This window comes from Shewanella sp. SM69 (assembly GCF_025653985.1).
Classification (GTDB): domain Bacteria; phylum Pseudomonadota; class Gammaproteobacteria; order Enterobacterales; family Shewanellaceae; genus Shewanella; species Shewanella oncorhynchi.
The window spans coordinates 573,133-594,520 of sequence record NZ_JAKKRV010000001.1 but is presented as its reverse complement, the minus strand read 5'-3'; the positions used below and the strand labels follow the sequence as shown (position 1 = coordinate 594,520).

Here is a 21,388-nt window from a genome sequence, read left to right as displayed (position 1 = left end):
AATCGTGGGTAACTAAGCCGCGGGTAACTATGTTTTGGGTAAATCAGTTTGGGGTAAATCAGTTGCGGGCAAACAAGTCGGCAATTAATAGGTATTAAAGCGATGTATTGATCCTGTCACGACCATCGGCTTTGGCGCGGTATAATGCGGTGTCGGCGGCGCACAGCATGGCGAGTGAGGTACGGAACTGGCCATTGATTTCGCTCGCAATCCCTTGGCTCGCGCTCACAGAGACATAATCGCGCAGCCCTTGCTCGGTAAAGCGCAGGTCATTAATCCCTTGCTGTACTTTTTGGGCAATGGTGAGTGCCATTTTGGCATTGTGGCTTGGCAGAATTAGCGCGAACTCTTCGCCGCCGTAACGCGCTGCCAGGCCAATTTCTATCGGCACTATGTCAGCAATCACTTTGGCAATCTTACGTAGGCATTCGTCGCCTTGGATATGGCCGAATTGGTCGTTGAACACTTTGAAGTAATCCACATCGATAATCACCACGCTGATCGGGCGCAACTTACCTGTGCATTCTTCCCAATAGTGATGCAGCATTTCATCAAAATATCGGCGGTTCGCCAGCCCAGTCAGTGAATCTGTGGCGGCCAATTTACGTAGCTTTTGATTTTCCGCTTTGTGCTGCGTCAAATCGTGCATCATCATCACAAACAGAGGTTCATGGCTGGGGATGTAGGAAATGGAAAGCTCAACATCTTTTGCTTTGCCTGAGGCTGTAATGAGGGTGATTTCTTCGGCGGAGTGCTGCACTGGGATACCGCAATTTTTGCCTAATTTAATATCATTGCTCAGCAGATTGTCATAGCGAGCTTGGTGGTGTTCAGTCAAAAAGTTGCGCCAATCTTGTCCCTTCAAACTGGCCTGCGGGCATGTTAGTAAGTCAGCACCTTTGCTATTGCTAAAGTAAATGTAACCTTGGGCATTGACGATAATCACCGGTTCAGTCAGATGCTGAATAAACTGTTGAATCGTTTCAATCGAGGCATGTTCGAAGAAGGTTAACGGCAATGCGGGCTCGACCAAGCCTTGCTGCGCAGTGCACTGTGAACCATTGCCTTCACCCACAAGTGATAATGGATGTTGTGAACGTGTCAGTTTAGGTGAGCTTGTCATTGTTATCATTCTCCGTGAACCTAATGCCATCTGCGCTAAGCGCTTTTCTGATGATGACTTTATTCTTCGCAAAGAAAAGATACCTTCTGCTTACCTTCCGATTTAATCTATTGTTTATAAAGGTTTTAAATTTACTCTTCTCACGGTAAATTCTCAGGTTTAGCTGAAACGTGCGAGGTTTTTGGGCATGGCTAAGTTGAAAGAGCGGTACCCATGAGTGGATTTTTGGCTATTAAGCGGCAAGCGCAAAGGATTTTAGTGTCTAAAGATGGTGGATAATGCTTTGATTTTATCGACAATCCAGTCACGTCTATGCTCATAACTGCGGCCTGTGAGTTTATCCTCACCGCACAGAAAAGCTCTTCTGACACAGCGATTTATCACATGATAGAAGGGCGTTGTATTAGCATCGATAAGCATTCTTCTGGCCGGGATCATCATCTGCTCCAAACAGACGCAATCAAGATAATGTAAAGGCTAGTATAAGAGGGGACAAAGCACAAAAAGACATGGCTGTCCCCGCTTTTCCCCTTTTCTTCGGGTGTAGAAACTGCCCAGCCCGATTAAAGGTTGGGCATTTCGATTAGTTTTGAGGACGATTGATAATTTCTGGATCAGGACTTAATATCAGTAAGGTATTAGTAGTATTGCTCAATACAAATTGGAACTTAGTAGTTCCCGACGTTCTATCTAGATCGACGAGTTGTACTAACATACCATCGCTGCTGATGGTTACCGCATCGACAATATCATCGAATGGGGTAACAAAGCCGACCCCAACAAATTTTAAACCTTTTCCTGTTTGATCATTTAGCAAGTAGGTAACAGTACCAGCTTGGGTGATAGTCACATCCCCTTGGCATTGTTCACCATTAGCATCTGTATAAATAAATACAGGTTCGCCATTTTCTAGATTAACATTGACTTTAATAAATTGAGCCGAGCCTTGTGGTGCGAACATATTAACTTCCTTTCTTTTGGTTAAAATTTGGTATTGGTTATATGAGATTTTAATAGTAAATGTTTAAGATTGTCATCGCTTATAATTTCGCCAAGGCAGTCAAGGGCTTTAACATAATGAATGGTGAAATTTGGTGATTTATCTTTTTCTACTATAGGTAATAGTAAATATTTTGAAGTGTTGCATAATTCATGCTTGGCTTTATAATTTTTGACCGTTTTAGCTTCAAATAGAATACTTTCCGATAAGTTTGAAATGAAGTTAATATTTTGATTGAATTTTTTTGATAACTTAAGAAATTCATTTTTTGCTAGCACAGCATATTCTATACTTTTATCAAACTTACCTTGTCGTTGTAAGTGTTGTGCTGATGCAAGAAAATAGCTTGCATACACTTCGTCTCTCTTCGATGAAGAATTCAAATCAATATCTGAATCTAGTAAAGATTTTAATCTTGTAATCTCATTAGAATCAGTGCGTGCAAATGCTAGAAGATTGAAGTGTAAATAGTAATTTTGTCTTGTCCAAATATCGTTTTTAGGATCTTGTTCTAGCGCTTTTGATATTGCTTCCAAACCAAGTCGGGTTTGTCTTAGGGCTTGTTCTGGTAGATCTTGATAATCGTATAACTTAGCAAGAATTTGATGGCTGGCTGCTAGTCTATCTAATATATATGGCTGTTTAATGTTATTGCTTAGTTCTTGTTGGAGTTGAGTGTGGATCTGTATGGCTGAAAGTACATCACCTTGTGACACTGCCGCACTCGCTAACCAAGAACGTGCATTGGCCACATCCGCAATTAGCTGACTATCCTCAGGCGCTTTTGCCAAGGCGAGCAATTTAAGCCTTAGCGACTCTTCAAAATCTTGTTGTGCTTTGGCAAATTCCTGTTGCTTCATCGAAACTGAGCCCAAAGTGTTATGGGCGTAAGAAAGTTCCATGAGCGCATCTTTATCTTCGGGCGCAAGGGCGTACATAGTTTGGCTATAGGCTAAGTACTGCTCGAAGAAGGGGCGCGATGCCGCCCAATCACTCACATCATACTTAAGCTGTCCTAACCAAAAGGCATTGGCACCTAAGGTTTTCAGTAGGGCTAAGTTTTCCGGCTGCAATTCGAGCAGTGGCAACATTTTTTCTTGCGCCGCGAGTAATGCGCTGCGGGCTTCATCGATTTTATTGCGCGAATAGGCGACTTCCCCCATGGCCTCTAAGGTTTGGCCGTGTTGGAAGCGGGCGTCAAAACTTAAGTGTGCATCATCCTCTTTATTGGAAAAATCAGTGAAATATTCCAGTGCCTTATTGCTGATCCCGTCGAGTAAGTCCATACGGCCGATGCCGCGCATCTTGTCGGCGAAGTCGCCCACCATGAAACCGAGTAAATCTTCGGCGGCGAGGCGTTTTTGCAGGGCGAGTTTTTCAGCTTCTATGCTGCGTACACTCATGATAATGGAGGTGAGGGTGAGGACGCATAATAGGGTGGCGGTTAGGCGCCTCGTCCAGCGCAGCATATTGGCGCGTTTGCTGGAGGCTGCGATAAAGGCGGTTTCGGGATCGTCTAAATCGAATAACGGATTTTGGCTGAGGCTTTGGGCCTCTTTCAACGGCTTGCCGTCGGCGAGCAGATAAGCGCTGTGTTTGGCTTCGCTGAGCCAACGCTTAGATAAATGCTGTAGGCGACTCTTAATGCTTAAGCTGTCGTTATGCTCGCTAATCCAAGCGGTTGCCCGCGGCCAACGGCGTAAAAGTGCTTCGTGGGCGATGCTAAAACAGGGTTCACCATTTTGCAGATGCGACACGAATAAGCGGCTATCGACCATGGCTTGCACTAGGGCGGTTTCAGCGGTGCTTTGTAGTTGTGACCAGCGAGCGGTGCGGCTGGTGATGGACTTTTCATCTTCACGCAGAGTCACTAGCAGGGATAAAATCCGCGGTAGGCTGGCTTTTTCGGCATCGCTTAAATGGGAAATCGCTTGCTCGGCATTTTTGCCAATCGCCCCTTCAATACCGCCAAGTGCATGATAAACCGAGACTAATAACTTATCGTCGGCGCTGCGTTGCAAATACAAGGCTTGCAGCGTGTATTGCAACATAGGCAACGCATCTGGGTTACTGGCGGCATCGCTGCAGAGCATTTCGTCGAGCGGCATCGCGGTGTCGCTGTCAACTTCCCAGCTTAAGTTGGCAGCCACCGCGGGCAGGCGGATCATTTGTAATAGCTCAGTGCGTGTTGGCGGCGCTAAGTCAAAGTGGGCGCCGCGGGCTTTACCCGCCATTAAGCTTGGGTAATTGACCAATAAAGGATAAAAATCGTTGCGACAGGCACTGATGATAATCACGGCTTTTGAGGTGGCGAGTTGTTCCAATAATTCTATGAACTGGGTTCGTTCGGTATCGCTAAATAGCGGTGATGAGAGCAACACTTCTAATCGGTCGATAAACAAGGCAAAAAACGGATTGGAAAAGGGTTTAGCCTTGAGCGCTTGGGTACACTGATTGATCACGCTTTGGATATCTTCGACGAGTTGAATCGCCAGAGTCTCAGCGCTCATGCCTTCGAATACTGGGATGTCGTTGATTTCCCAGTCGAGCATTGCACTGGCAAGATCGGTGAGTAGTTGCCCTTTACTCACATCGGCAAAATCTAAGCTGCTGAATGACGCGACACCAATGCCGTTATAGCCGTCGCCCTTCATTAAATTGGGCACAACACCCGCATTAATCAGGGAGGATTTACCGCTGCCACTTGGACCTAAGATCAGGCAGAAGGCACGGCCAAACAGGATTTGTTGGCTTATCCGGTTAAGCAAAGTGCTGATTTGTTCACTGCGGCCAAAAAACACCTCGGCATAATTAGCGCTATAGGCTTGCAGTCCCGGAAAGGGCGAGCCGCCTTGCCAACTCTGTGGGCTGGCGGTGGCTTGGTGTCCGATAGGAAAACGCACTTCGGCTAAGGTGCGATAGCCGCGTTTGCGTATGGTTTCTATATAGGTGGGTTCTGTGGCGCTATCGCCTAATGCTCGACGTAACTGATTGATAATTTTGTGTAGTGGATTGTCGCCGGTATCTACACCTGGCCAGCAGTGGCTGACTATTTCATCACTGCTGACGACTTCGCCCGCCCGTTGACAGAGAAATAGCAGCACATCCATCGCCTTGGGCTCAAGTTGTTTGACTTGTTTGCCAAGGAGCAGACTATTGGCGCTGGGATTGATTTGCCATTCACCAAAGAAAAATGTGCTGTCACTCATAACGATGTCCATTTATTGAGTATTGACCATGGCACGGTAAAAACTTGCGCTGTGAGTCACTCTTATTGTTATACGTATTGTTATAAAGAACCGTATGCTTGTCATTCAAAGGTCTGACGTCAAGACGTTGACATTATGCCGTTGATGATTGTTATTTAAAAGGAATAACCCTTGATAATCAATGTAAATTTTATCAGGGTGAGGTGTGGTAAATAGTCTTTAGCTTGTCATTTTTCTGTCAACAGTTTGTGCTTTGCGCTAGATGTTAAATAAGGTGATGGCTTTTAGGTGTCGATTGCAAAAGATCAACAATAAAAAAGTGCCCGTGATTGGGCACTTTGTATTAGAGAGGAACTTAAGGCTAACAAGCCTGACTTATCAGCACGTTAAGCTAAGTATCTTAACGTTAGCCCCTTAACATTCGTCCCTTTGGATTAGCGCGTTAAGGTTAGTGCCTTGGCTTGATAGCTTAATCTGGCCATTTGACCTTGATCTTGCAGTTCTAACTCATTGAGTTCGAAGGGCGGCTGTAAACCCGAGGCTTGGATGAGCTTAGGATCTAACATCAGCTTTAACTTCGGCGACTCTGGGGTCAGCCAATTGGCCGCTTGGGTGCGTAGAATCGCCACCTTTTGACCTTCGGCATTGGTGCCTGTTAACGTGCCACTTAAGCCAAAACGTCCCGCCTCGGCGACCGATAACTCAAAGTTGATTTGGTTAGGCAAACCTTTATCCCAAATCGTGAGCACTTCGGGCTTGATGCTCGCCGAATTGACAAAAGACTTAAAGACAGATTTGACCGTGCGCTGCACTGGACGGCCATCGACTTGGGTTTGCACTGTGATTTCAATTTCACTGAAACCTGCATTGCTGCTCGAAAGTGCGACGCCCGCGGGAATCACCGCTTGCCATGTCCCCCCTTGTTTTACCATCGCCAGCGGTTGCATATTGCCATCGGCTTGCTTGAGTTTTGCCTGTGGCACAAAGGCGTTATCACTTTGGCTGAGTGCGAGTTCAAGCCCAAGGGTTTGTGCATCCGCCGCGATGGCAGTGGGGGCTTTGACGCTCAGTTGATAGGGCGAGCCTTTTTCCTTCACATTGACTAAGTAGCTGGCGCTCGGTGTTAACGGCTGGCTGACCTGCAGGCGATATTCGCCCGGTGTGGCCTTCGCCGACATTTGCAGCGCACTGGAATCATCGGTTAACCCTGCGCTAGCCAAAGCATCGGCGTTGACCATTGATTTAACCAGTGACTCATTGGTGTTTATCCCACTGCTGTTGGCTGCTTTGCCTTGGGGTGACTGATTAGGGGTAACGCGCTGAATTTGTACGCGCTCAGGGGCAATGACCTCGGCGTGCATTAAAGTACCAGAGCTGGTATCGCCCCGAGGTGCAATGCGCACTAAGCTCGACGCTTGGCTCATGGTGAGGCCCACGCCTGCATTAAGCTGTGCGCCAGTTACATTGACCCAATACTCGTCACTTTGGCTGGCTTGCTCCAGCTTAAGCATACTCGCTTGATACTCACCGTACAGCGGGGTGATAAAGCTAATGTAATCCGTACTGGTGTTGATGGGCGTGAGTGTTGGGCTGGCAATATTGCTATCGACTAAATCGGTATCGCTCGGCGCAGCTAAGGTTAATCCTTTGGCGTACATAGGGCTGGCATTGGTTTTGGGATCTATGGGTGTGGCTTCATCTTGGCAGGCTGTAAGCAGTCCGCTTAGCGCCAAGACACTGGCAAGTTTGCTGAGTGTGTGCATCTTAGTGCTCCTTAAATGTGGTTGCGGATCAGCGTGTCTAAATTGAAACACGTACGACGACTCTGCTGATGGCTTAAGGGCTCTTGGCCACGGGTCTTTTGTTTATCGGTAAACCAGACTGTGCCAGCCGCTTTTTGCGAGCTGCAATTTAAGAAGCCGTCGGAGCAGCTATCGAGCCAGTTTTGGGTGGTTTCGAGCGCGACTTGGTATTGATAACCCGCGCAGTAACTGTCGCTGTCCCAAATGGCGGAATCAACATCTGAGCCCACCACGACTTCGAAGGGTTTACCCAGCGATGGGCGACCCGCTGTGCCATTAAGCCAAGCGTTGTTGTAGTTTGCCATCCAACCGACTTGCTGTTGTTTCACTGCATTGCTGCCATAGCCTAAGAGCCAGCCTAAGCTGGTTTCGAACACATTACCTTGGTTCACCGCATCGGCCAGCGGCGTACCAGCACTGGAAGGCGCGATGGCGATAACCTTTGAGGTGGCGTTGATCACTGCAGGATAACGGCTGTCCCACGTTGGATTAGATAAAATCCACCGCACTACGTTGCCACCATTGGAGTGGGTCAGCAGAATTAAGTCGTCGATATTTTTGGCTTGGATAAAGCTATTGAGCTGCGTGGCCAGACAACCTGCGGCGCTTTCTTCCCACATATATTGGTCAAAGTCGCAGTTGATCACTGTGTAATTGTTTGGCACTGGGATGCCTTGGCGCACTGAGTTAACAAATTCGGGCGTCCAGTAATCGGCTAAGGCATTGGTCTGGTGACCCGTACCATGGATAAAGGCGACTCCGGTTGCGGCTAACGTTACTGGGCTGACAGCGAACAGACCCAAGAGCATGAGGGCTTTTTTGATCTTCATGGCTATATCTCGTGTTGTTGGTCTTGTTGATTGTGGCCGCCAGTCCGTTGCGACAGTTTAGGGCAAGTCAGTTAATGCAGGATTTGCCGTAAATAAGCTTGAAATTGGCTGGCATGGCTCGGTTTATAGGCGCTTAAGCGCGGGTTACTCACTTTGGGTAAAACATGACTTAAGGCCTGAATACGACGGGATAGCGTGAATGCGCTAGTTTACGTTGGCATCAAATGTGATTGCCGTAACTTAGCCATTATCAACAGGACTTAACTCAAGCTTATTAACCTAGACGCAACATTTTAAGCTGGCAAGTAAAACAATCATTATAAAATGCAATCGCAGGGTCGCATTTTGAACGGTTCGTTTTAATGTCAAACTAAAGGCTGATAACCTAATGATAAGCAATGCCTAATAAACTAAATTTTGTTTTATCGTGTTTGAAATAGCGATTTGCTTACACAAAAGAATTTTCTGTGACACCCGCTTAGCGTTTGAGTTAATAGGTTTATCGTTCTGTATATAAAGGTTTTTTGTGATAAATAATTCAAACTCGCCCATTTACTCTGGGATATGGGTATCACTTTAGTGCATTTAAAGACTAAACCGATTAGGCTGAGCTGAGGTAAAGTGGGATAAACGGGATAAGAACCAACATTGCCGAGATGATATTCTTCTTATCTTAATCAGTCATCTGAGCCATGGATTGACTGGGAGTAGAAAAAGTAGCGCGATATGGGCAGGTTTAATCTAAATAGACAACAAACACGGGAGAATAAGTTTGGCGATAGAACATAATAAGATGGTGAGTTGCTTAAGTGGACTGCAATGTCGCACTAATTTCACCATAAAAAACATTACTGAATACATGCTCCCAGAAACCAAAGAGGCTTTCTATTTACACCTCGACGGTAAATCACCAAACTTGATTATTCGTCCCGCATTCGAAGTCTTTTCCGGCGAACTTGCCACTATTGCAGGCGTGCATGCCAAATACGACTATTTCCACAATGCCGAGATGACACGTTTCCCCAAACGTTTACATAAGAGTTTGACCGAAACCCACTATGGCCTTGCCTTTAGTTTTGACACAGTTGAAGCCGTACAGCAATTCATTACCCGTTTGAGTGCGATAGTGAAAGGCGCATAAGCTTTTACTGTATAAATCTTTAATAGAAGGCCGCTTAATTTTTCGATTGAACGGTACTCAAATTTTAGCCTTGCAGTGCTAGGGTTAAATTCCTCAATATCAATGAAAATGAGGAATTTAACTGCTGCCTTTTTACGCGGCTTTTCAGTATATTCATCAATAGATGAATTTTGCTGGAGCTTGCCATGTCGCTTATTCCCGGTCGCCCAAAGGGGGTTGTGCCATTTACCGCCCAAACTGAATCACAGCCGCAGACTCCTGGTCGTCCGAAAGGGGATTCCGATGCCCGCCAACGCTTAATTATCGCAGCCCTAAGTCTCTTCAGTCATCGCAGTTATCCCAGCGTTTCTACCCGTGAAATTGCTCGCGAAGCCGAGGTTGATGCCGCGCTTATTCGTTATTATTTTGGTTCAAAAGCGGGCCTGTTCGAACAAATGGTGCGGGAAACCCTTGAACCCGTATTAGCGCGTTTTCGCGAAATATCCGCTGCGGATGCCCCAAATAACTTGGGTGAACTTATGCAGACATATTATCGCGTTATGGCACCTAACCTGGGATTGCCACGGTTGATTATACGGGTGTTACAGGAAGGCGATGGCTCAGAACCCTATCGCATTATGTTGTCTGTTTTTGAGCAAATTTTATCCCTCTCGCGGCAATGGCTCGAATCCACATTAGTCAATGCGGGGCTATTGAAGGAGGGATTAGATCCCGATTTAGTACGCCTCAGTTTCGTGAGTCTGATGGTTTTTCCGCTTATTGCGCCCCCGGTGTTAATGCGTCAGTTCGGCTTTTTTAGTGCCGATGCTGATGGTTTACAGCGTCTAGCGCTGCACAATATGCAGGTTTTTACCCAAGGTGTACTGCGTGAACCGAGGAAGTCGTAATGAGTGTGAATTTTAAAATTCTGACGCACGTGAGTGTGGGTTGTGTGATCTTGCTATTAGTCGGCTGCACCGAAGCGCCGCCCAGAGTGCTTGGCACTGTCGAGCGGGACAGGCTGACACTTACCGCGCCCGTAGGTGAGTTGATTACTCAAGTGAATGTGGTTGAAGGTCAACAGGTTAAGGCGGGTGAGGTGTTAATTCAGCTCGATACAACCTCAGCCAATGCGCGCCTTGCCCTGCGCCAAGCCGAGCTTGAACAGGCTAAAGCTAAACTTTCTGAGGCGGTCACAGGTGCGCGTTTAGAGGATATAGAACGCGCCAAGGCCGTGCTCGACGGGGCAAATGCCAGCGTGAAAGAGGCTCAGCGAGCCTTTGAACGAACAAACCGTTTATTTGTCACTAAAGTACTTAGCCAAGCGGATTTAGATACGGCCCGTGCGGCGCGGGATACCAGTTTAGCCAAGCAAGCTGAGGCGGAGCAAAGCCTGCGACTACTAGAAAATGGCACCCGTAGTGAGCAGCTAGAGCAGGCCAAAGCGGCGGTGGCTGCAGCTCGCGCCAGTGTAGCCATCGAACAAAAAGCCTTAGCAGACTTGAGCTTAGTGGCGGCGCGTGATGCCGTTGTCGATACGTTGCCTTGGCGAGTCGGCGATCGCATTGCCGCAGGCACTCAGTTGATTGGTTTGCTGGCGAGCGAGGATCCCTATGTACGGGTTTACCTGCCCGCGACTTGGTTAGACAGAGTGAAGGCGGGCGATGGCGTCAATATTCTTGTGGATGGCCGCGAGATACCGATTGCTGGCACTGTGCGCAATATTCGCAGTCAACCTGCTTACACGCCATTTTATGCGCTGAATGAACGTGATCGGGCGCGGCTGATGTATTTGACCGATATCACGATTTCCGACACAGATCAGGATCTACCTACTGGCATGGCATTAGAAGTTGAACTCGATGTGCTGCAACTCGATGTGCTGCAAGGAGTGCAGCAAAAAGTGGAGCAGCCATGAAAAGCGCTGATTTTGCTATCGAGACCCAAGGGATGACCCGCGCCTTTGGCGGCGTCAATGCGGTGGAAAACCTCGACCTAGCCATTCTCAAGGGCACTATTTATGGGTTTCTCGGCCCCAATGGCTGCGGAAAATCGACTTCAATTCGCATGTTGACTGGGTTGCTGAGTCCAACATCGGGGAATATTCGTGTTTTGGGTGAAACCTTACCCGGCGCCGAGGAAAAACTGCGTCGCCGCATAGGCTATATGACGCAAAAATTCTCCCTGTACGACAATCTTTCGGTGCGGGAAAACTTAGAGTTTGTCGCGCAAATTTATGGCCTTAACCGCCGAGCATCAAAGCTGCGAATAGCCGAGTTAGTCACGCTATACGATTTAGTCGGCCGCGAGAAACAAATGGCGGGCTCCATGAGTGGCGGCCAGAAACAGCGTTTGGCCTTAGCGGCAGCGACCTTACATCACCCCGAATTGTTGTTTCTCGATGAGCCGACATCGGCGGTCGATCCTGAAAATCGACGCGAGTTTTGGGAGCGCTTATTCGATCTCTGTGCCCAAGGCACCACGATACTTGTGTCGACTCACTATATGGATGAGGCCGAGCGTTGCCATGGTCTTGCGATTTTAGAGCGGGGGATAAAACGCGCCGACGGTTCGCCCCAGCAGCTGATGGCGGCGATGGGGGCTCGGGTGGTTGAGATCTCAGGGGATGACTTACGCACTTTAAAACAATCACTGATCAGCGAGTCTGCGGTATTGTCGGCGGCGCAAATCGGCAGTCGTTTGCGGGTGTTAGTGCGCAGCGATATTGAAGATCCGCTCGCTTGGCTTAAACCAAGAGTTGCCAGCCGGACGATGGAAGAAGTGCGCGCTAGCCTTGAGGATGTGTTTGTCACTTGCACCGGCGAGCGCTTGGCTGGGGTTTCCAAGGGAGAGACTGACCATGTGGCGTAGGATTTTTGCGATTGTGGTCAAAGAGCTGCGGCAGTTGTCGCGGGATCGTATGACCTTTGGCATGATAATCATGATCCCGTTAGTGCAACTGATGTTGTTTGGTTATGCGATCAATACCGATGCTCGCCATCTGCCTGCTGGGTTAGTTAATTTAAGTGATTCAGCCTACAGTCGCGCACTGGTTAAGGCGGTGGAAGCAACGCAGGTGGTGGATTTCAAACAACGTTATTTAAGTGCCGCGGAGGCTGAGGCGGCGATCACTCGCGGCGAAGTCAAAGCCGTGCTGTATTTGCCCGCCGATCTCGATGAGCGTTTAGTGCGTCACCCAAGCTTTGTGGGTCAGCAATATTTAACCCAATCCTATATCGCACAACCCGCTGGCCAATGGCTGGTGGATGGTTCAGATACGGTTGTCGCTTCAACTATTCGTAGCCTAAGGCAAATGCCACTGGATGAAGTCGCAGGAAGAGCACTAAAAACGGCGATACCGAGTTTTGAAGTGGTGCAATATTTCAACCCAGAACAACGTTCTGTGGTCAACATAGTGCCCGGCCTGTTGGGAGTGATTTTGACTATGACCATGGTGATGTTTACTTCCGCCGCCATAGTGCGTGAGCGCGAGCAGGGCAATATGGAGTTTTTGATCACTACGCCAGTACGGCCACTCGAGTTGATGCTGGGTAAAATCGTGCCCTATGTGATGGTTGGCTTTGTGCAAGTGACCATTATCCTGAGCGCAGGGCATCTGTTGTTTGATGTGCCCATTCGCGGCGGGCTTGATTCTATCGCCCTTGCCGCTATGTTGTTCATTTGCGCCAGTTTAACCTTAGGATTAGTGATTTCGACCATAGCGAAAACCCAGTTGCAATCGATGCAGATGACGGTATTTATCCTCCTGCCATCGATTCTCTTGTCGGGATTTATGTTCCCCTACGAAGCCATGCCTATCGCGGCGCAGTGGATTGCCGAAGCCTTACCCGCAACCCATTTTATGCGCATGTCACGGGCTATCGTGCTGCGCGATGCCCAAGTGATGGATCTGCAATTTGATGCCCTGTGGATGATAGGTTTTACTTGTATTGGGTTATTGATTGCCAGTATGAGATTTTCGAAGCGCTTGGATTAGCCCTGTACTGAGTTTCATCATCAAGGGCAAAGTGCTGAGTTTTGATATAGCGCAAATTATCAGTAAACAGTCGCGCTAAGCCATTGAAATCGATGTTGCTTAATTAGGATATCCCTTACACTGCCGCTAGGGCGATTGCCGCCATCATGCTTAGCGAAGGGAATTCATTATGCCTCCAATCATTTGTCATAGCGCGCTCGATGCGGTTGCTTTAATTCAAAGCGGCGAGACGCTGTGGACTCATTCCATGGGCGCCACACCGCGCATTTTATTAGATGCGTTGGCGCAGCATGCACTCACCAAAGAAAATCTCACCCTGTTACAGTTACATACTGAAGGCGCCGAATCCTTAAGCCATCCCAGTTTACAGGGGCATTTACGCCATCGATGTTTTTTCGGTGGGCTGCCAACGCGGGCATTACTGCAAAGTGGTGACGCGGATTATGTGCCGATTTTCCTGTCTGAAGTGCCTAAGTTATTTCGTTCCGGCGAGCAAAAAATTGATACCGCAATTATCCAAGTATCGCCACCCGATAAGCATGGCATGTGTTCCTTAGGCATTTCGGTTGAAGCAACGCTCGCAGCTTGCCAAGTCGCGGGTAAGATCATCGCTCATATTAATCCACAAATGCCGCGAACCCATGGCGACAGCTTTATCCATATCGACCGTTTTGCCGCTGTGTATGAGCAGAGCGCGGCGTTGCCCATTCATTCCTTCGCGACGGGGGATGCGGTGAGTTTGGCGATCGGTAAAAATGTTGCCCAATTGGTGCGTAATGGCGATTGTTTACAAATGGGTATAGGAGCGATCCCCGATGCCGTGCTGTCTTGTTTAACCGAACATAAAGACTTAGGCGTCCACACAGAGCTATTTTCTGACGGTATATTACAACTGGTTGAAAAGGGCGTGATTAACAACAGCAAGAAGCGTTTTTATCCGGGGAAACTCGTCACAGGATTTGCTTTGGGTAGCCAGAAATTATACGACTATGTTGATGATAATCCTGCGGTCATCTTTATGGACATAGAACAAGTTAACGACACGGCCATTATCCGTAAAAATCCCAATGTGATGGCGATTAACTCGGCGTTGCAGGTCGACCTTTCAGGCCAAGTGTGCGCCGATTCGATTGGCACTAAAATCTATTCCGGTGTTGGCGGCCAGATGGATTTCATCCGCGGAGCAGGGTTATCTGAAGGTGGTCGTTCTGTTATTGCGCTGCCCAGCACGGCTGCGGGCGGAACGCTTTCTCGCATTGCAAGCGTGTTATCACCTGGCGCAGGGGTTGTCACCACTCGGGCCCATGTGCATTACATTGTGACCGAATACGGCGCCGCCAATCTACGCGGCCGTTCACTGCGCGAACGGGCACAAGCGCTGATCGCCATCGCTCACCCAGATTTTCGGGAACAACTGAGTCGTGATGCCTTTGATGTGTGGGGATTAAGACTTCTTTGAGTGATTGCTTGAATCTGAATCGTTGCCTGTTGTAAATCGAGTGCAGTTGCTTCCGTGACACGCCGTGAAGCCATCCATGGCGGCTCTACGATGACATCCATGTCATCGAAGGTCACGTCAGCTACTACATTCGATTCTTATTATAAAATTTGATATTTATCATCATCTTTGAGTCGGTTTAAAGAATAGTTAAAATTTTAATTTGATAGAGGTGCTAACCATTTGAAAATTTTTGGGGCTTACTTTTATTAATATTGATAAGTTTAGCGGCATTTAAAATCAATCATATATTGTAAGGTTGATGTTCAGGCTGCAGGTTTGGAGGCTGAGCGTGTGCATTTTGTTGGTTTAGTTAAGGTAAACGTGCAGTACATCAATTAAAGGTTAGCTTCAAAAAGGAATCTGAATGACCAAGGATCAAGATTGTAATAGTAGGAATATACCTCTCCCTATTCAACGAGAGGTTAGGCAACGTTGTGGCTTCGGTTGTGTTATCTGCGGAATGCCACTCTATGAATATGAGCATATGGAGGAATGGGCTAGCGTTAAGCGCCATGTCGCTGAAGAAATAACGCTATTGTGCGATCAACACCATAGAGAAAAAACGGGTGGGTTCCTGCCCAAAGAAATGGTACGCAATGCTGATTCAGATCCATTTAATCTTCGTGAAGGCGTTTCTAAACCATACTGCCTTCATTTTTCGGGAAAAACTGCTGAAATTGAGATTGGCGGAAATAGCTTCACATGTGAGGATCAAGGATATGGAACCGCAATGGTACCTATTAGCGTAGATGGTACTCCCTTGATTGGGCTGGTTATGGCGGATGGACATTTACTCTTAAATCTTGTTATTTTTGATGAATTTAATGCACCAGTTCTTCATATTAAAAATAATCAGCTTTATTACTCTACTGCACCATGGGATATCCAGCTAGTTGGTACAAGGCTTTCAATTCGGGAGGCACATCGTAAGATACTTATAGAGATAGACTTCAAACCACCAAATAAAGTTGTTATAAAACGAGGCCGATTTTTAAGAAATGGGGTAGAGATTTTAGTGCGGCCGAGTAATATTTTGATTACAAATAATGCAACCTTGCTCAGTGGTTGTCATGCGCATAATTGTTACGGCGGCTTAATTGTCGGTCATCACGAACAAAGTTTAGGTGGCTTTATGGCATTAGGTTGTCTACCTCGGTATCTCGGTGATCGTTCCGAAGCTCTTAAGTTTGAACGTGAATCAATGGCTGAAATTGAAGTGAACAAGTCTAACAATAATAAGGGTGGTGTGAATGCGACCCGCTGTTGATGTGTCAGCCGTTATTGATAAGTTTATATAAGAAGATCAAATAGTTAAGGTAGTGACAGTGTATTTGGGTTAAATATTTGTTCTGGCTGGGTCGAAGATATGTGCAAAGGTTAACTGAATTAAGCACTGGCATGTAAGTGACCGTTGGCGGCATGGATGCCGTCGTCGAGCCCTCATGGACGAGTTCACGGCGTGTCACTGGAATGATAGTGCTTAATGTCTAACTTGGAATAACGTCAACAGCCCAATAAATCCTGTCTTGCTTTGTATAACTGCTCTCTGTTGTTTAAAGAAACGAAGCTATTTCCCCATGCACTCTGCTAACAGTTTGACGAAAAAGTCGCTGCCTTTGCGTTCGCAAAAAGCGATATTGCGCTCTGGGATGGTTTCGGGATCTGTGTAACTGGCGAGAGCGAGCTCCATGCTGGCTTCGCGGATGATGTGCAGGGTTGGGTAGGGCGCGCGGTTGGTGAAGTTGGCTGCCCCGTCCTGTGGTTCGCCATCGAAACAATAGTCTGGGTGGAAGGTGGCGAGTTGGTAGGTGCCTTCGTACTCGTGTTCGATAAGCGTATCGGTTGCCATGTCGATGAGGTCGAGGTAGGCATAAAACCCCTCAAAACCACGGGGCAGAATAAACAGTGTGGTTTCGGCTTCGGGGTGGGCGTCGAGGTATTGACATTCTTCGATCAATGCCTTGAGTACGAGTTTGACTTTGGTTTGTTCCACCACCAGATACCGAATACTGCCGCGCTCGACTTCTTGTCTGGCAAAGGGGCAAATATTGTATTTCATGATCACTTTTTTCACCCAGTCGTCGGTTTGTTGAGTGATCATGTCAATTTCGTTCATGGCGGTCGTTTGCTCGTGCTTAAAAATTAGGGGGCGATCATAGGGATGATAGACGCTACAAGCAAGAGCGCCATGCTGATATTAAAAATCTTCTGTTGGCGCTCATTTTTCAAAATGCGTTTAAGGGCTACGCCAAAGCCTAGCCAGACGATAGCGCAGGGAAATGCGACGCACAAAAATACCGTTGCGATAGTGATGACCTGCGGGGTCAAATCCTGCTGTACTGACGTGAACGTCGCAATCGCGCCCACGGCCATGATCCAGCCCTTAGGATTGACCCATTGAAAGGCCGCGGCTTGGATAAAACTGAAGGGTTTAGCAATGGCTTTACCTTCCATCTTGCTACTGCTGTTGGCAATCAACCAAGACAGATACAAAAGGTAACCTATGCCGACGACTTTAATCACTTGATGGATGATAGGATAGCTTTGGAATAGGGCGCTCAAGCCCAAACCTATCGCGAGGATCATGGTCGGGAAGCCAAGGCTTATTCCCATAAGATGCGGAATACTGCGTTTTACGCCAAAGTTTACCCCTGAGGTCATCAGCATAATATTGTTAGGCCCTGGGGTGATCCCCGATGAAAAGGCAAACAACGCGATAGCGAGTATTAACTCCATAGATAGATCCACACCTTTTATTTTAGTTTTATGGCATTGTGATTATTTGCCGCATTGAGCCTGCGATTTACTCATCTGACGTTACGCAATACTGTGTTGCTATTATTTATAATTGCGACATTTGATTGCAACGCAGGCGAGGCATTCTAGCGATTAAATGTTGCCGCGCCTATACGACATAGTGAGTTTATAAACTAAAAAGAATAACAAAATATGTACATGCCTCGATGGGATTAATGGCGTGAGAATAGGGCTAGCGCAGTTTGATGGTTTTCTGTGTTAGTACGAAAATCAAGATATATTGGAATATGCTGATTTAACACTATGATGGATATCAGCTTTCAGTTTTAGTAATAGCAACTATCCTTAGACAGCATTTTATAGATTGAGGTAACAGGGCATGATGAATCCATCATTACATAGTGAGCTAAGTGGAGTGCTAAATCGACAGCTCAGTCGAGTTCCTTGCTGGGTTCCCGACCGAGTGTTAAGTCGGTATTTGAGAGTGTTAATACTGCTTTTTAGCAGCGTTTTAGGTCTTACTGGGTGCGTAACTGTGACGGATAACGCGGCGCAGCCGTTGCGAACCACAATCGTGATGTCTGGCGATCTCAGTGAATTACCGTCAACGGCAATGACATTCACTTGGCATCCTAAATTTCAAAAAATCATCACAGATAAACGCTTAGATCCGCAGCCAGTGTTGCAACACATGCAAGCCGTATTAAAGCAAACTTTGCAGAGTAAGGGATATCGCTGGGTCGAAGATCCACTACTGGCGGATTTTCAGGTTGGCTTTGGCGTCGCTATGGGAACTGAAATGAGTGATGAACAAATTTTGGCAGTGACAGGGTTAGTCGCTGGGCTGTCAACCGACGGTGTGAATACCCAAAAGTATGATAAAGGTACCGTGGTGATAGCGCTCTTTAAACCCACTAAAATACAGGGCGTTGATGAGCCAATTTGGCGAGTGCTTGCCCAAGGTTTTGGCAACATTAAAAAGATGGATGAGCTAACCGAAAATTTCGACAGTCTCATTGCCAGTATGTTGGCCAATATGCCGTCGGTTAATGTGGCTCCTTAGTCAGCGTTTGAGCTTTAGTTCAGTTCTAAGTGAATTGAGTCAGCATTTTGGTTGGAGCATTCGCCAGATAAACGGGATTAGTGCTTAATTGAGGTGTCTTGGTCCCATGTTTGTGGTGTTAGCTCCCATTTTTGAACTGTGGGACATGGTACTTTAGTGACAGCCATCTCAATAAAGGGCGCGACAGTGAAAACTGCCGCGCTTTTTCATTTTAACGGAGGGAAGTTCCATTTTGATTTCAGACTGTTTCAGTCGTGCTCGACTGTGATCTCGTAGGATGAAAACTTACGAATGTTAATCACGCCCGTATCAAACATTAAATACTGTCCCTTTATCCCCTGCAAAATTCCGCTGACGACCACATCTTTATCGAAATTGTGCGAAGTGATCTTTTTCGGAAAGGTGTCAATTGGATAATGAATTGGCTGAATCGTTTCGTGCAAACGCTCGATACTGTAATCGCCTTTTTGCATGCCGATTTCGTGTAACTTAGCCTCAATTTGTGGGATCAGTTCCGCAGCCTTAGCATTTAAATCAATATCGTCGGCATGGCCTTTTAACATGGCTTGCCAATGGGTTTTATCATTAACCAGTTTTGCCAATTCTACTTCGACTAAGCCTGAGATCTGCCTTGTTGAGACTTTAAAAATCGGTAAACCTTGGGTAGCACCTTGGTCAATCCAACGAGTGGGCAGTTGAGTGTGGCGGGTAATGCCGACTTTAACGCCCGAAGTATTCGACAGATATACATAATGCGGCACAAAACAGTGGCTCTGGGCCCACTCTGGTTCGCGGCAAGTGCCTTGGTCGTAATGACAAGTTTCCGGCTTCATGATGCACATATCGCAACTCGCCAGCTTTTGCATACAGACAAAACAATGGCCCTGCGAGTAACTCTTCTTGCTCTTTTTACCGCAGTTGCAGCAGAAGATATTGCCCGTGTGGGTCAAGGTTAATTGCTTGCCTATCAATGGATTGAGCGGGAGTAACTCATCACCGACAACGAGTTGATATTGCACTTGTTGCGCGTCATCTAACTGCACGCGCATCTTTTTTAGCGTTCCTAACATGGTCATCCTAATGTGTTGCGTTCTGGTGCAGCTTAGTCGCTCATCATGCGTTCTAGTGCACGCTTTCGTTATATCGTCATTGCGTGGCCGTCAGTATACAAGATTATCCAAGCCAGTTTAGATAGGATTTTTCGATAAGTAAGTCGATAAGTGAGCTGATTGACTGAGTGCACCTAAACCTCTTTTGTTTTACTTAACCATTTGTACACTAAGGCAATAATACCGAAAGTAAGCAAGGCTACTGGTAAGTAAATGATTATGCTCATAAATTGTGTTTGGTATTTTGTTGCTAATTGGGTATGGCTAATGAGATACCCAAAACCAACAACGGAAAAAATCCACACCATTGAACTGATGAAGTTAATGAGTAAAAAACGACGGGAAGAAATACCCGTTGCACCTAAAATATAGGGGTAAACGGTACGAACAAAAGGAATATAACGTGCGAGTAGCAGGGTTATCACTCCATAGTTATCAATAAGGTGGGTCGCTTTTTCCTGATGTTTGATATCAATATTCGACAGCAGTTTTTGGTAAATTTGGGTATGCCCTAAAAATCGACCCTGTAAATAACCTATAGCTGTACCTGTAAAGGTTGCTAGAACCAATAACGGCATAATACCGATATGAAGAATATCTTGATAAATTAGCACTCCAGTGAGAAAGAGTAGGCTATCTCCGGGTAAAAATGCGGTGGGAATAAAGCCATTTTCTAACATTAAAAAACCACAAATTAATGCGCTGACCATGAGGGCGATTTTAGGATTGGCTAAAACCGCCAGATCATTGTGTATCATGGCTTGGGCCAGTTCGTATAACTGCTCCATACGTACTACTCCCTAAAATAATTGATAAAACATAAAGATGGAAAAGCTCGAAAGCGGCAATTTTGAACCTGAGCTATGGTGTTTCGTGGGTTATTCTACCAAGGGAGCATGAATCGAAAGGCAGTTACAACATTAAATTTTGTTGGTGTTAGTGTGTTTATGGTTCAGTAATCGGGTTTTGTGGGCTTTTTATAGTAAAAATATTAAGCATTATTATAGGGTTAATAAATTTCGAATGATGACATCAACTTACAAACCCATTTGCCAGATTCCTATGCGCATTCCAACTATCCAGTATTGATTGCACTGGCTTAACTTAATTTGAACACCTTGTCGCGAATGTCGGTTTTTAAACATTCTTTTAAGCGCTCTTAAAGTGCTGTTTGAAAGTGCCATTGCGAGTGCACTCTCTAAATGTATTGGTGTGCTAAGTGTTAGCTTGCCGTAAAAGTTAATGGCATTAACGGCTTAATCTATCGAGCACGAGATCATCCCCAAGAGCATAGAGGGATTCAACTAATTGATCTTCTTGGGCGAGATCTGTGAGTCCAAGGCCAATGGTTGCCCGAAATAAGGCTATGCCTGTGTGGCCTGCGGTTTCATATTGACTACTAAACTGCTCGATATTGATGCCAATTGCATTGATTTTATTGGATATATCGAGCACAAGTCCGGGTCTGTCATAGGCCACTAGGTTGTAACTTAAGCGTTTGATGGGCTTAAGGGCGACCGAGGTTTTGGAGTAGGTGAGGGACAGGCTATCGATGCATTCTAGGGCCTCAATGAGCTCGTCCATGCGCAGTGACGGCACTTCGAGTAACAATATCGCGGCAAAGACACCGTCAATATGGCGTAATTCTGAGTCGAGCCAGTTGCCGCCATGACGACTCACAGCATGGGCAATTTGTTCTACTAATCCTTTTCTATCAGGTGCTTGTAGTGTGATTAAGTATCGTAGCATAGTGACTGACTCCTATTTTTTGTAAAAGGCACCTGTTTTAAAACGGGGTGTAACACAACTGTCATCTTTGCGTCATATAATCCAACGCACTTAGAATAAAGGATGTTGTTATTGCTCAGTTTACGTTC

Annotated in this window: 18 protein-coding genes; 8 read left to right on the top strand and 10 right to left on the bottom strand. The window is 46.5% G+C overall.

The genetic code is table 11. The features are described from left to right. Nucleotides 1-94: 94 nt before the first annotated feature. From L5M37_RS02765 to L5M37_RS02740, 5 genes are all read right to left on the bottom strand, one after another. On the bottom strand, nt 95-1,123 hold the full coding sequence (locus L5M37_RS02765) for a diguanylate cyclase (protein WP_105249692.1): 1,029 nt from the start codon (nt 1,121-1,123) through the stop codon (nt 95-97). A gap of 583 nt (nt 1,124-1,706) precedes the next feature. After that, nucleotides 1,707-2,084 carry a DP-EP family protein gene (locus L5M37_RS02755; RefSeq protein WP_219250208.1) on the bottom strand — a complete coding sequence of 126 codons (378 nt, stop codon included), beginning with the start codon at nt 2,082-2,084 and terminating at the stop codon, nt 1,707-1,709. A gap of 20 nt (nt 2,085-2,104) precedes the next feature. Further along, nucleotides 2,105-5,332 (bottom strand): winged helix-turn-helix domain-containing protein, encoded by a 3,228-nt coding sequence (locus L5M37_RS02750; protein WP_131525682.1) that lies wholly within the window; start codon nt 5,330-5,332, stop codon nt 2,105-2,107. A 434-nt stretch (nt 5,333-5,766) separates the two neighbouring features. Next, on the bottom strand, nt 5,767-7,095 hold the full coding sequence (locus L5M37_RS02745) for a DUF4785 domain-containing protein (RefSeq protein ID WP_263199290.1): 1,329 nt from the start codon (nt 7,093-7,095) through the stop codon (nt 5,767-5,769). Between the two features lie 11 nt (nt 7,096-7,106). Then, entirely contained in the window at nt 7,107-7,964 is an 858-nt protein-coding gene (locus L5M37_RS02740; protein ID WP_028760548.1) for a hypothetical protein, read from the bottom strand. Between the two features lie 793 nt (nt 7,965-8,757). Here L5M37_RS02740 and L5M37_RS02735 point away from each other — a divergent pair. From L5M37_RS02735 to L5M37_RS02705, 7 genes are all read left to right on the top strand, one after another. Beyond that, nucleotides 8,758-9,105 (top strand): hypothetical protein, encoded by a 348-nt coding sequence (locus L5M37_RS02735; RefSeq protein ID WP_113938914.1) that lies wholly within the window; start codon nt 8,758-8,760, stop codon nt 9,103-9,105. A gap of 185 nt (nt 9,106-9,290) precedes the next feature. Then, nucleotides 9,291-9,992 (top strand): TetR/AcrR family transcriptional regulator, encoded by a 702-nt coding sequence (locus tag L5M37_RS02730; RefSeq protein WP_131525685.1) that lies wholly within the window; start codon nt 9,291-9,293, stop codon nt 9,990-9,992. After that, entirely contained in the window at nt 9,992-11,002 is a 1,011-nt protein-coding gene (locus L5M37_RS02725) for an HlyD family secretion protein (protein WP_263199288.1), read from the top strand. The genes L5M37_RS02730 and L5M37_RS02725 overlap by 1 nt, the downstream gene beginning before the upstream one ends. Then, a complete protein-coding gene (locus L5M37_RS02720) occupies nt 10,999-11,955 on the top strand; it encodes an ATP-binding cassette domain-containing protein (RefSeq protein ID WP_263199287.1) in 957 nt (318 codons plus the stop codon). Before L5M37_RS02725 ends, L5M37_RS02720 begins: the two co-directional genes overlap by 4 nt. Next, complete coding sequence (locus L5M37_RS02715) at nt 11,945-13,081, top strand: ABC transporter permease (protein ID WP_263199284.1); 1,137 nt, start codon at nt 11,945-11,947, stop codon at nt 13,079-13,081. The genes L5M37_RS02720 and L5M37_RS02715 overlap by 11 nt, the downstream gene beginning before the upstream one ends. Nucleotides 13,082-13,250: 169 nt before the next feature. Next, the gene (locus L5M37_RS02710) at nt 13,251-14,540 is read left to right on the top strand and encodes an acetyl-CoA hydrolase/transferase family protein (RefSeq protein WP_113938909.1); all 1,290 of its coding nucleotides are present in this window, start codon (nt 13,251-13,253) and stop codon (nt 14,538-14,540) included. 406 nt (nt 14,541-14,946) lie between these two features. After that, complete coding sequence (locus L5M37_RS02705) at nt 14,947-15,849, top strand: cell division protein (protein ID WP_107946996.1); 903 nt, start codon at nt 14,947-14,949, stop codon at nt 15,847-15,849. Nucleotides 15,850-16,149: 300 nt separating this feature from the next. On the opposite strand, the gene L5M37_RS02700 is transcribed toward L5M37_RS02705, so the two are convergent. Beyond that, nucleotides 16,150-16,698, bottom strand: coding sequence for a DUF1415 domain-containing protein (locus L5M37_RS02700; RefSeq protein ID WP_263199283.1), 549 nt, complete (start codon nt 16,696-16,698; stop codon nt 16,150-16,152). Nucleotides 16,699-16,724: 26 nt separating this feature from the next. Next, the gene (locus tag L5M37_RS02695) at nt 16,725-17,318 is read right to left on the bottom strand and encodes a LysE family translocator (RefSeq protein ID WP_113938904.1); all 594 of its coding nucleotides are present in this window, start codon (nt 17,316-17,318) and stop codon (nt 16,725-16,727) included. Between the two features lie 400 nt (nt 17,319-17,718). Here L5M37_RS02695 and L5M37_RS02690 point away from each other — a divergent pair, with 400 nt between their 5' ends. Further along, nucleotides 17,719-18,402, top strand: a complete 684-nt coding sequence (locus L5M37_RS02690; RefSeq protein WP_113938903.1) for a DUF4136 domain-containing protein — start codon at nt 17,719-17,721, stop codon at nt 18,400-18,402. 248 nt (nt 18,403-18,650) lie between these two features. On the opposite strand, the gene L5M37_RS02685 is transcribed toward L5M37_RS02690, so the two are convergent. The 3 genes from L5M37_RS02685 to L5M37_RS02675 form a co-directional block, all read right to left on the bottom strand. After that, on the bottom strand, nt 18,651-19,472 hold the full coding sequence (locus L5M37_RS02685; RefSeq protein WP_263199281.1) for a DUF2797 domain-containing protein: 822 nt from the start codon (nt 19,470-19,472) through the stop codon (nt 18,651-18,653). A 173-nt stretch (nt 19,473-19,645) separates the two neighbouring features. Next, nucleotides 19,646-20,299, bottom strand: a complete 654-nt coding sequence (locus tag L5M37_RS02680) for a DedA family protein (RefSeq protein WP_263199279.1) — start codon at nt 20,297-20,299, stop codon at nt 19,646-19,648. 460 nt (nt 20,300-20,759) lie between these two features. Then, complete coding sequence (locus tag L5M37_RS02675; RefSeq protein ID WP_028760534.1) at nt 20,760-21,260, bottom strand: glycine cleavage system protein R; 501 nt, start codon at nt 21,258-21,260, stop codon at nt 20,760-20,762. Between the last annotated feature and the right edge of the window lie 128 nt (nt 21,261-21,388).

What these genes read in the sequence shown, in the direction of transcription:
- L5M37_RS02765 (WP_105249692.1), bottom strand. Translation starts at nt 1,123, where the DNA reads ATGACAAGCTCACCTAAACTGACACGTTCACAACATCCATTATCACTT.
- L5M37_RS02755 (WP_219250208.1), bottom strand. Translation starts at nt 2,084, where the DNA reads ATGTTCGCACCACAAGGCTCGGCTCAATTTATTAAAGTCAATGTTAAT.
- L5M37_RS02750 (WP_131525682.1), bottom strand. Translation starts at nt 5,332, where the DNA reads ATGAGTGACAGCACATTTTTCTTTGGTGAATGGCAAATCAATCCCAGC.
- L5M37_RS02745 (WP_263199290.1), bottom strand. Translation starts at nt 7,095, where the DNA reads ATGCACACACTCAGCAAACTTGCCAGTGTCTTGGCGCTAAGCGGACTG.
- L5M37_RS02740 (WP_028760548.1), bottom strand. Translation starts at nt 7,964, where the DNA reads ATGAAGATCAAAAAAGCCCTCATGCTCTTGGGTCTGTTCGCTGTCAGC.
- L5M37_RS02735 (WP_113938914.1), top strand. Translation starts at nt 8,758, where the DNA reads ATGGTGAGTTGCTTAAGTGGACTGCAATGTCGCACTAATTTCACCATA.
- L5M37_RS02730 (WP_131525685.1), top strand. Translation starts at nt 9,291, where the DNA reads ATGTCGCTTATTCCCGGTCGCCCAAAGGGGGTTGTGCCATTTACCGCC.
- L5M37_RS02725 (WP_263199288.1), top strand. Translation starts at nt 9,992, where the DNA reads ATGAGTGTGAATTTTAAAATTCTGACGCACGTGAGTGTGGGTTGTGTG.
- L5M37_RS02720 (WP_263199287.1), top strand. Translation starts at nt 10,999, where the DNA reads ATGAAAAGCGCTGATTTTGCTATCGAGACCCAAGGGATGACCCGCGCC.
- L5M37_RS02715 (WP_263199284.1), top strand. Translation starts at nt 11,945, where the DNA reads ATGTGGCGTAGGATTTTTGCGATTGTGGTCAAAGAGCTGCGGCAGTTG.
- L5M37_RS02710 (WP_113938909.1), top strand. Translation starts at nt 13,251, where the DNA reads ATGCCTCCAATCATTTGTCATAGCGCGCTCGATGCGGTTGCTTTAATT.
- L5M37_RS02705 (WP_107946996.1), top strand. Translation starts at nt 14,947, where the DNA reads ATGACCAAGGATCAAGATTGTAATAGTAGGAATATACCTCTCCCTATT.
- L5M37_RS02700 (WP_263199283.1), bottom strand. Translation starts at nt 16,698, where the DNA reads ATGAACGAAATTGACATGATCACTCAACAAACCGACGACTGGGTGAAA.
- L5M37_RS02695 (WP_113938904.1), bottom strand. Translation starts at nt 17,318, where the DNA reads ATGGAGTTAATACTCGCTATCGCGTTGTTTGCCTTTTCATCGGGGATC.
- L5M37_RS02690 (WP_113938903.1), top strand. Translation starts at nt 17,719, where the DNA reads ATGATGAATCCATCATTACATAGTGAGCTAAGTGGAGTGCTAAATCGA.
- L5M37_RS02685 (WP_263199281.1), bottom strand. Translation starts at nt 19,472, where the DNA reads ATGTTAGGAACGCTAAAAAAGATGCGCGTGCAGTTAGATGACGCGCAA.
- L5M37_RS02680 (WP_263199279.1), bottom strand. Translation starts at nt 20,299, where the DNA reads ATGGAGCAGTTATACGAACTGGCCCAAGCCATGATACACAATGATCTG.
- L5M37_RS02675 (WP_028760534.1), bottom strand. Translation starts at nt 21,260, where the DNA reads ATGCTACGATACTTAATCACACTACAAGCACCTGATAGAAAAGGATTA.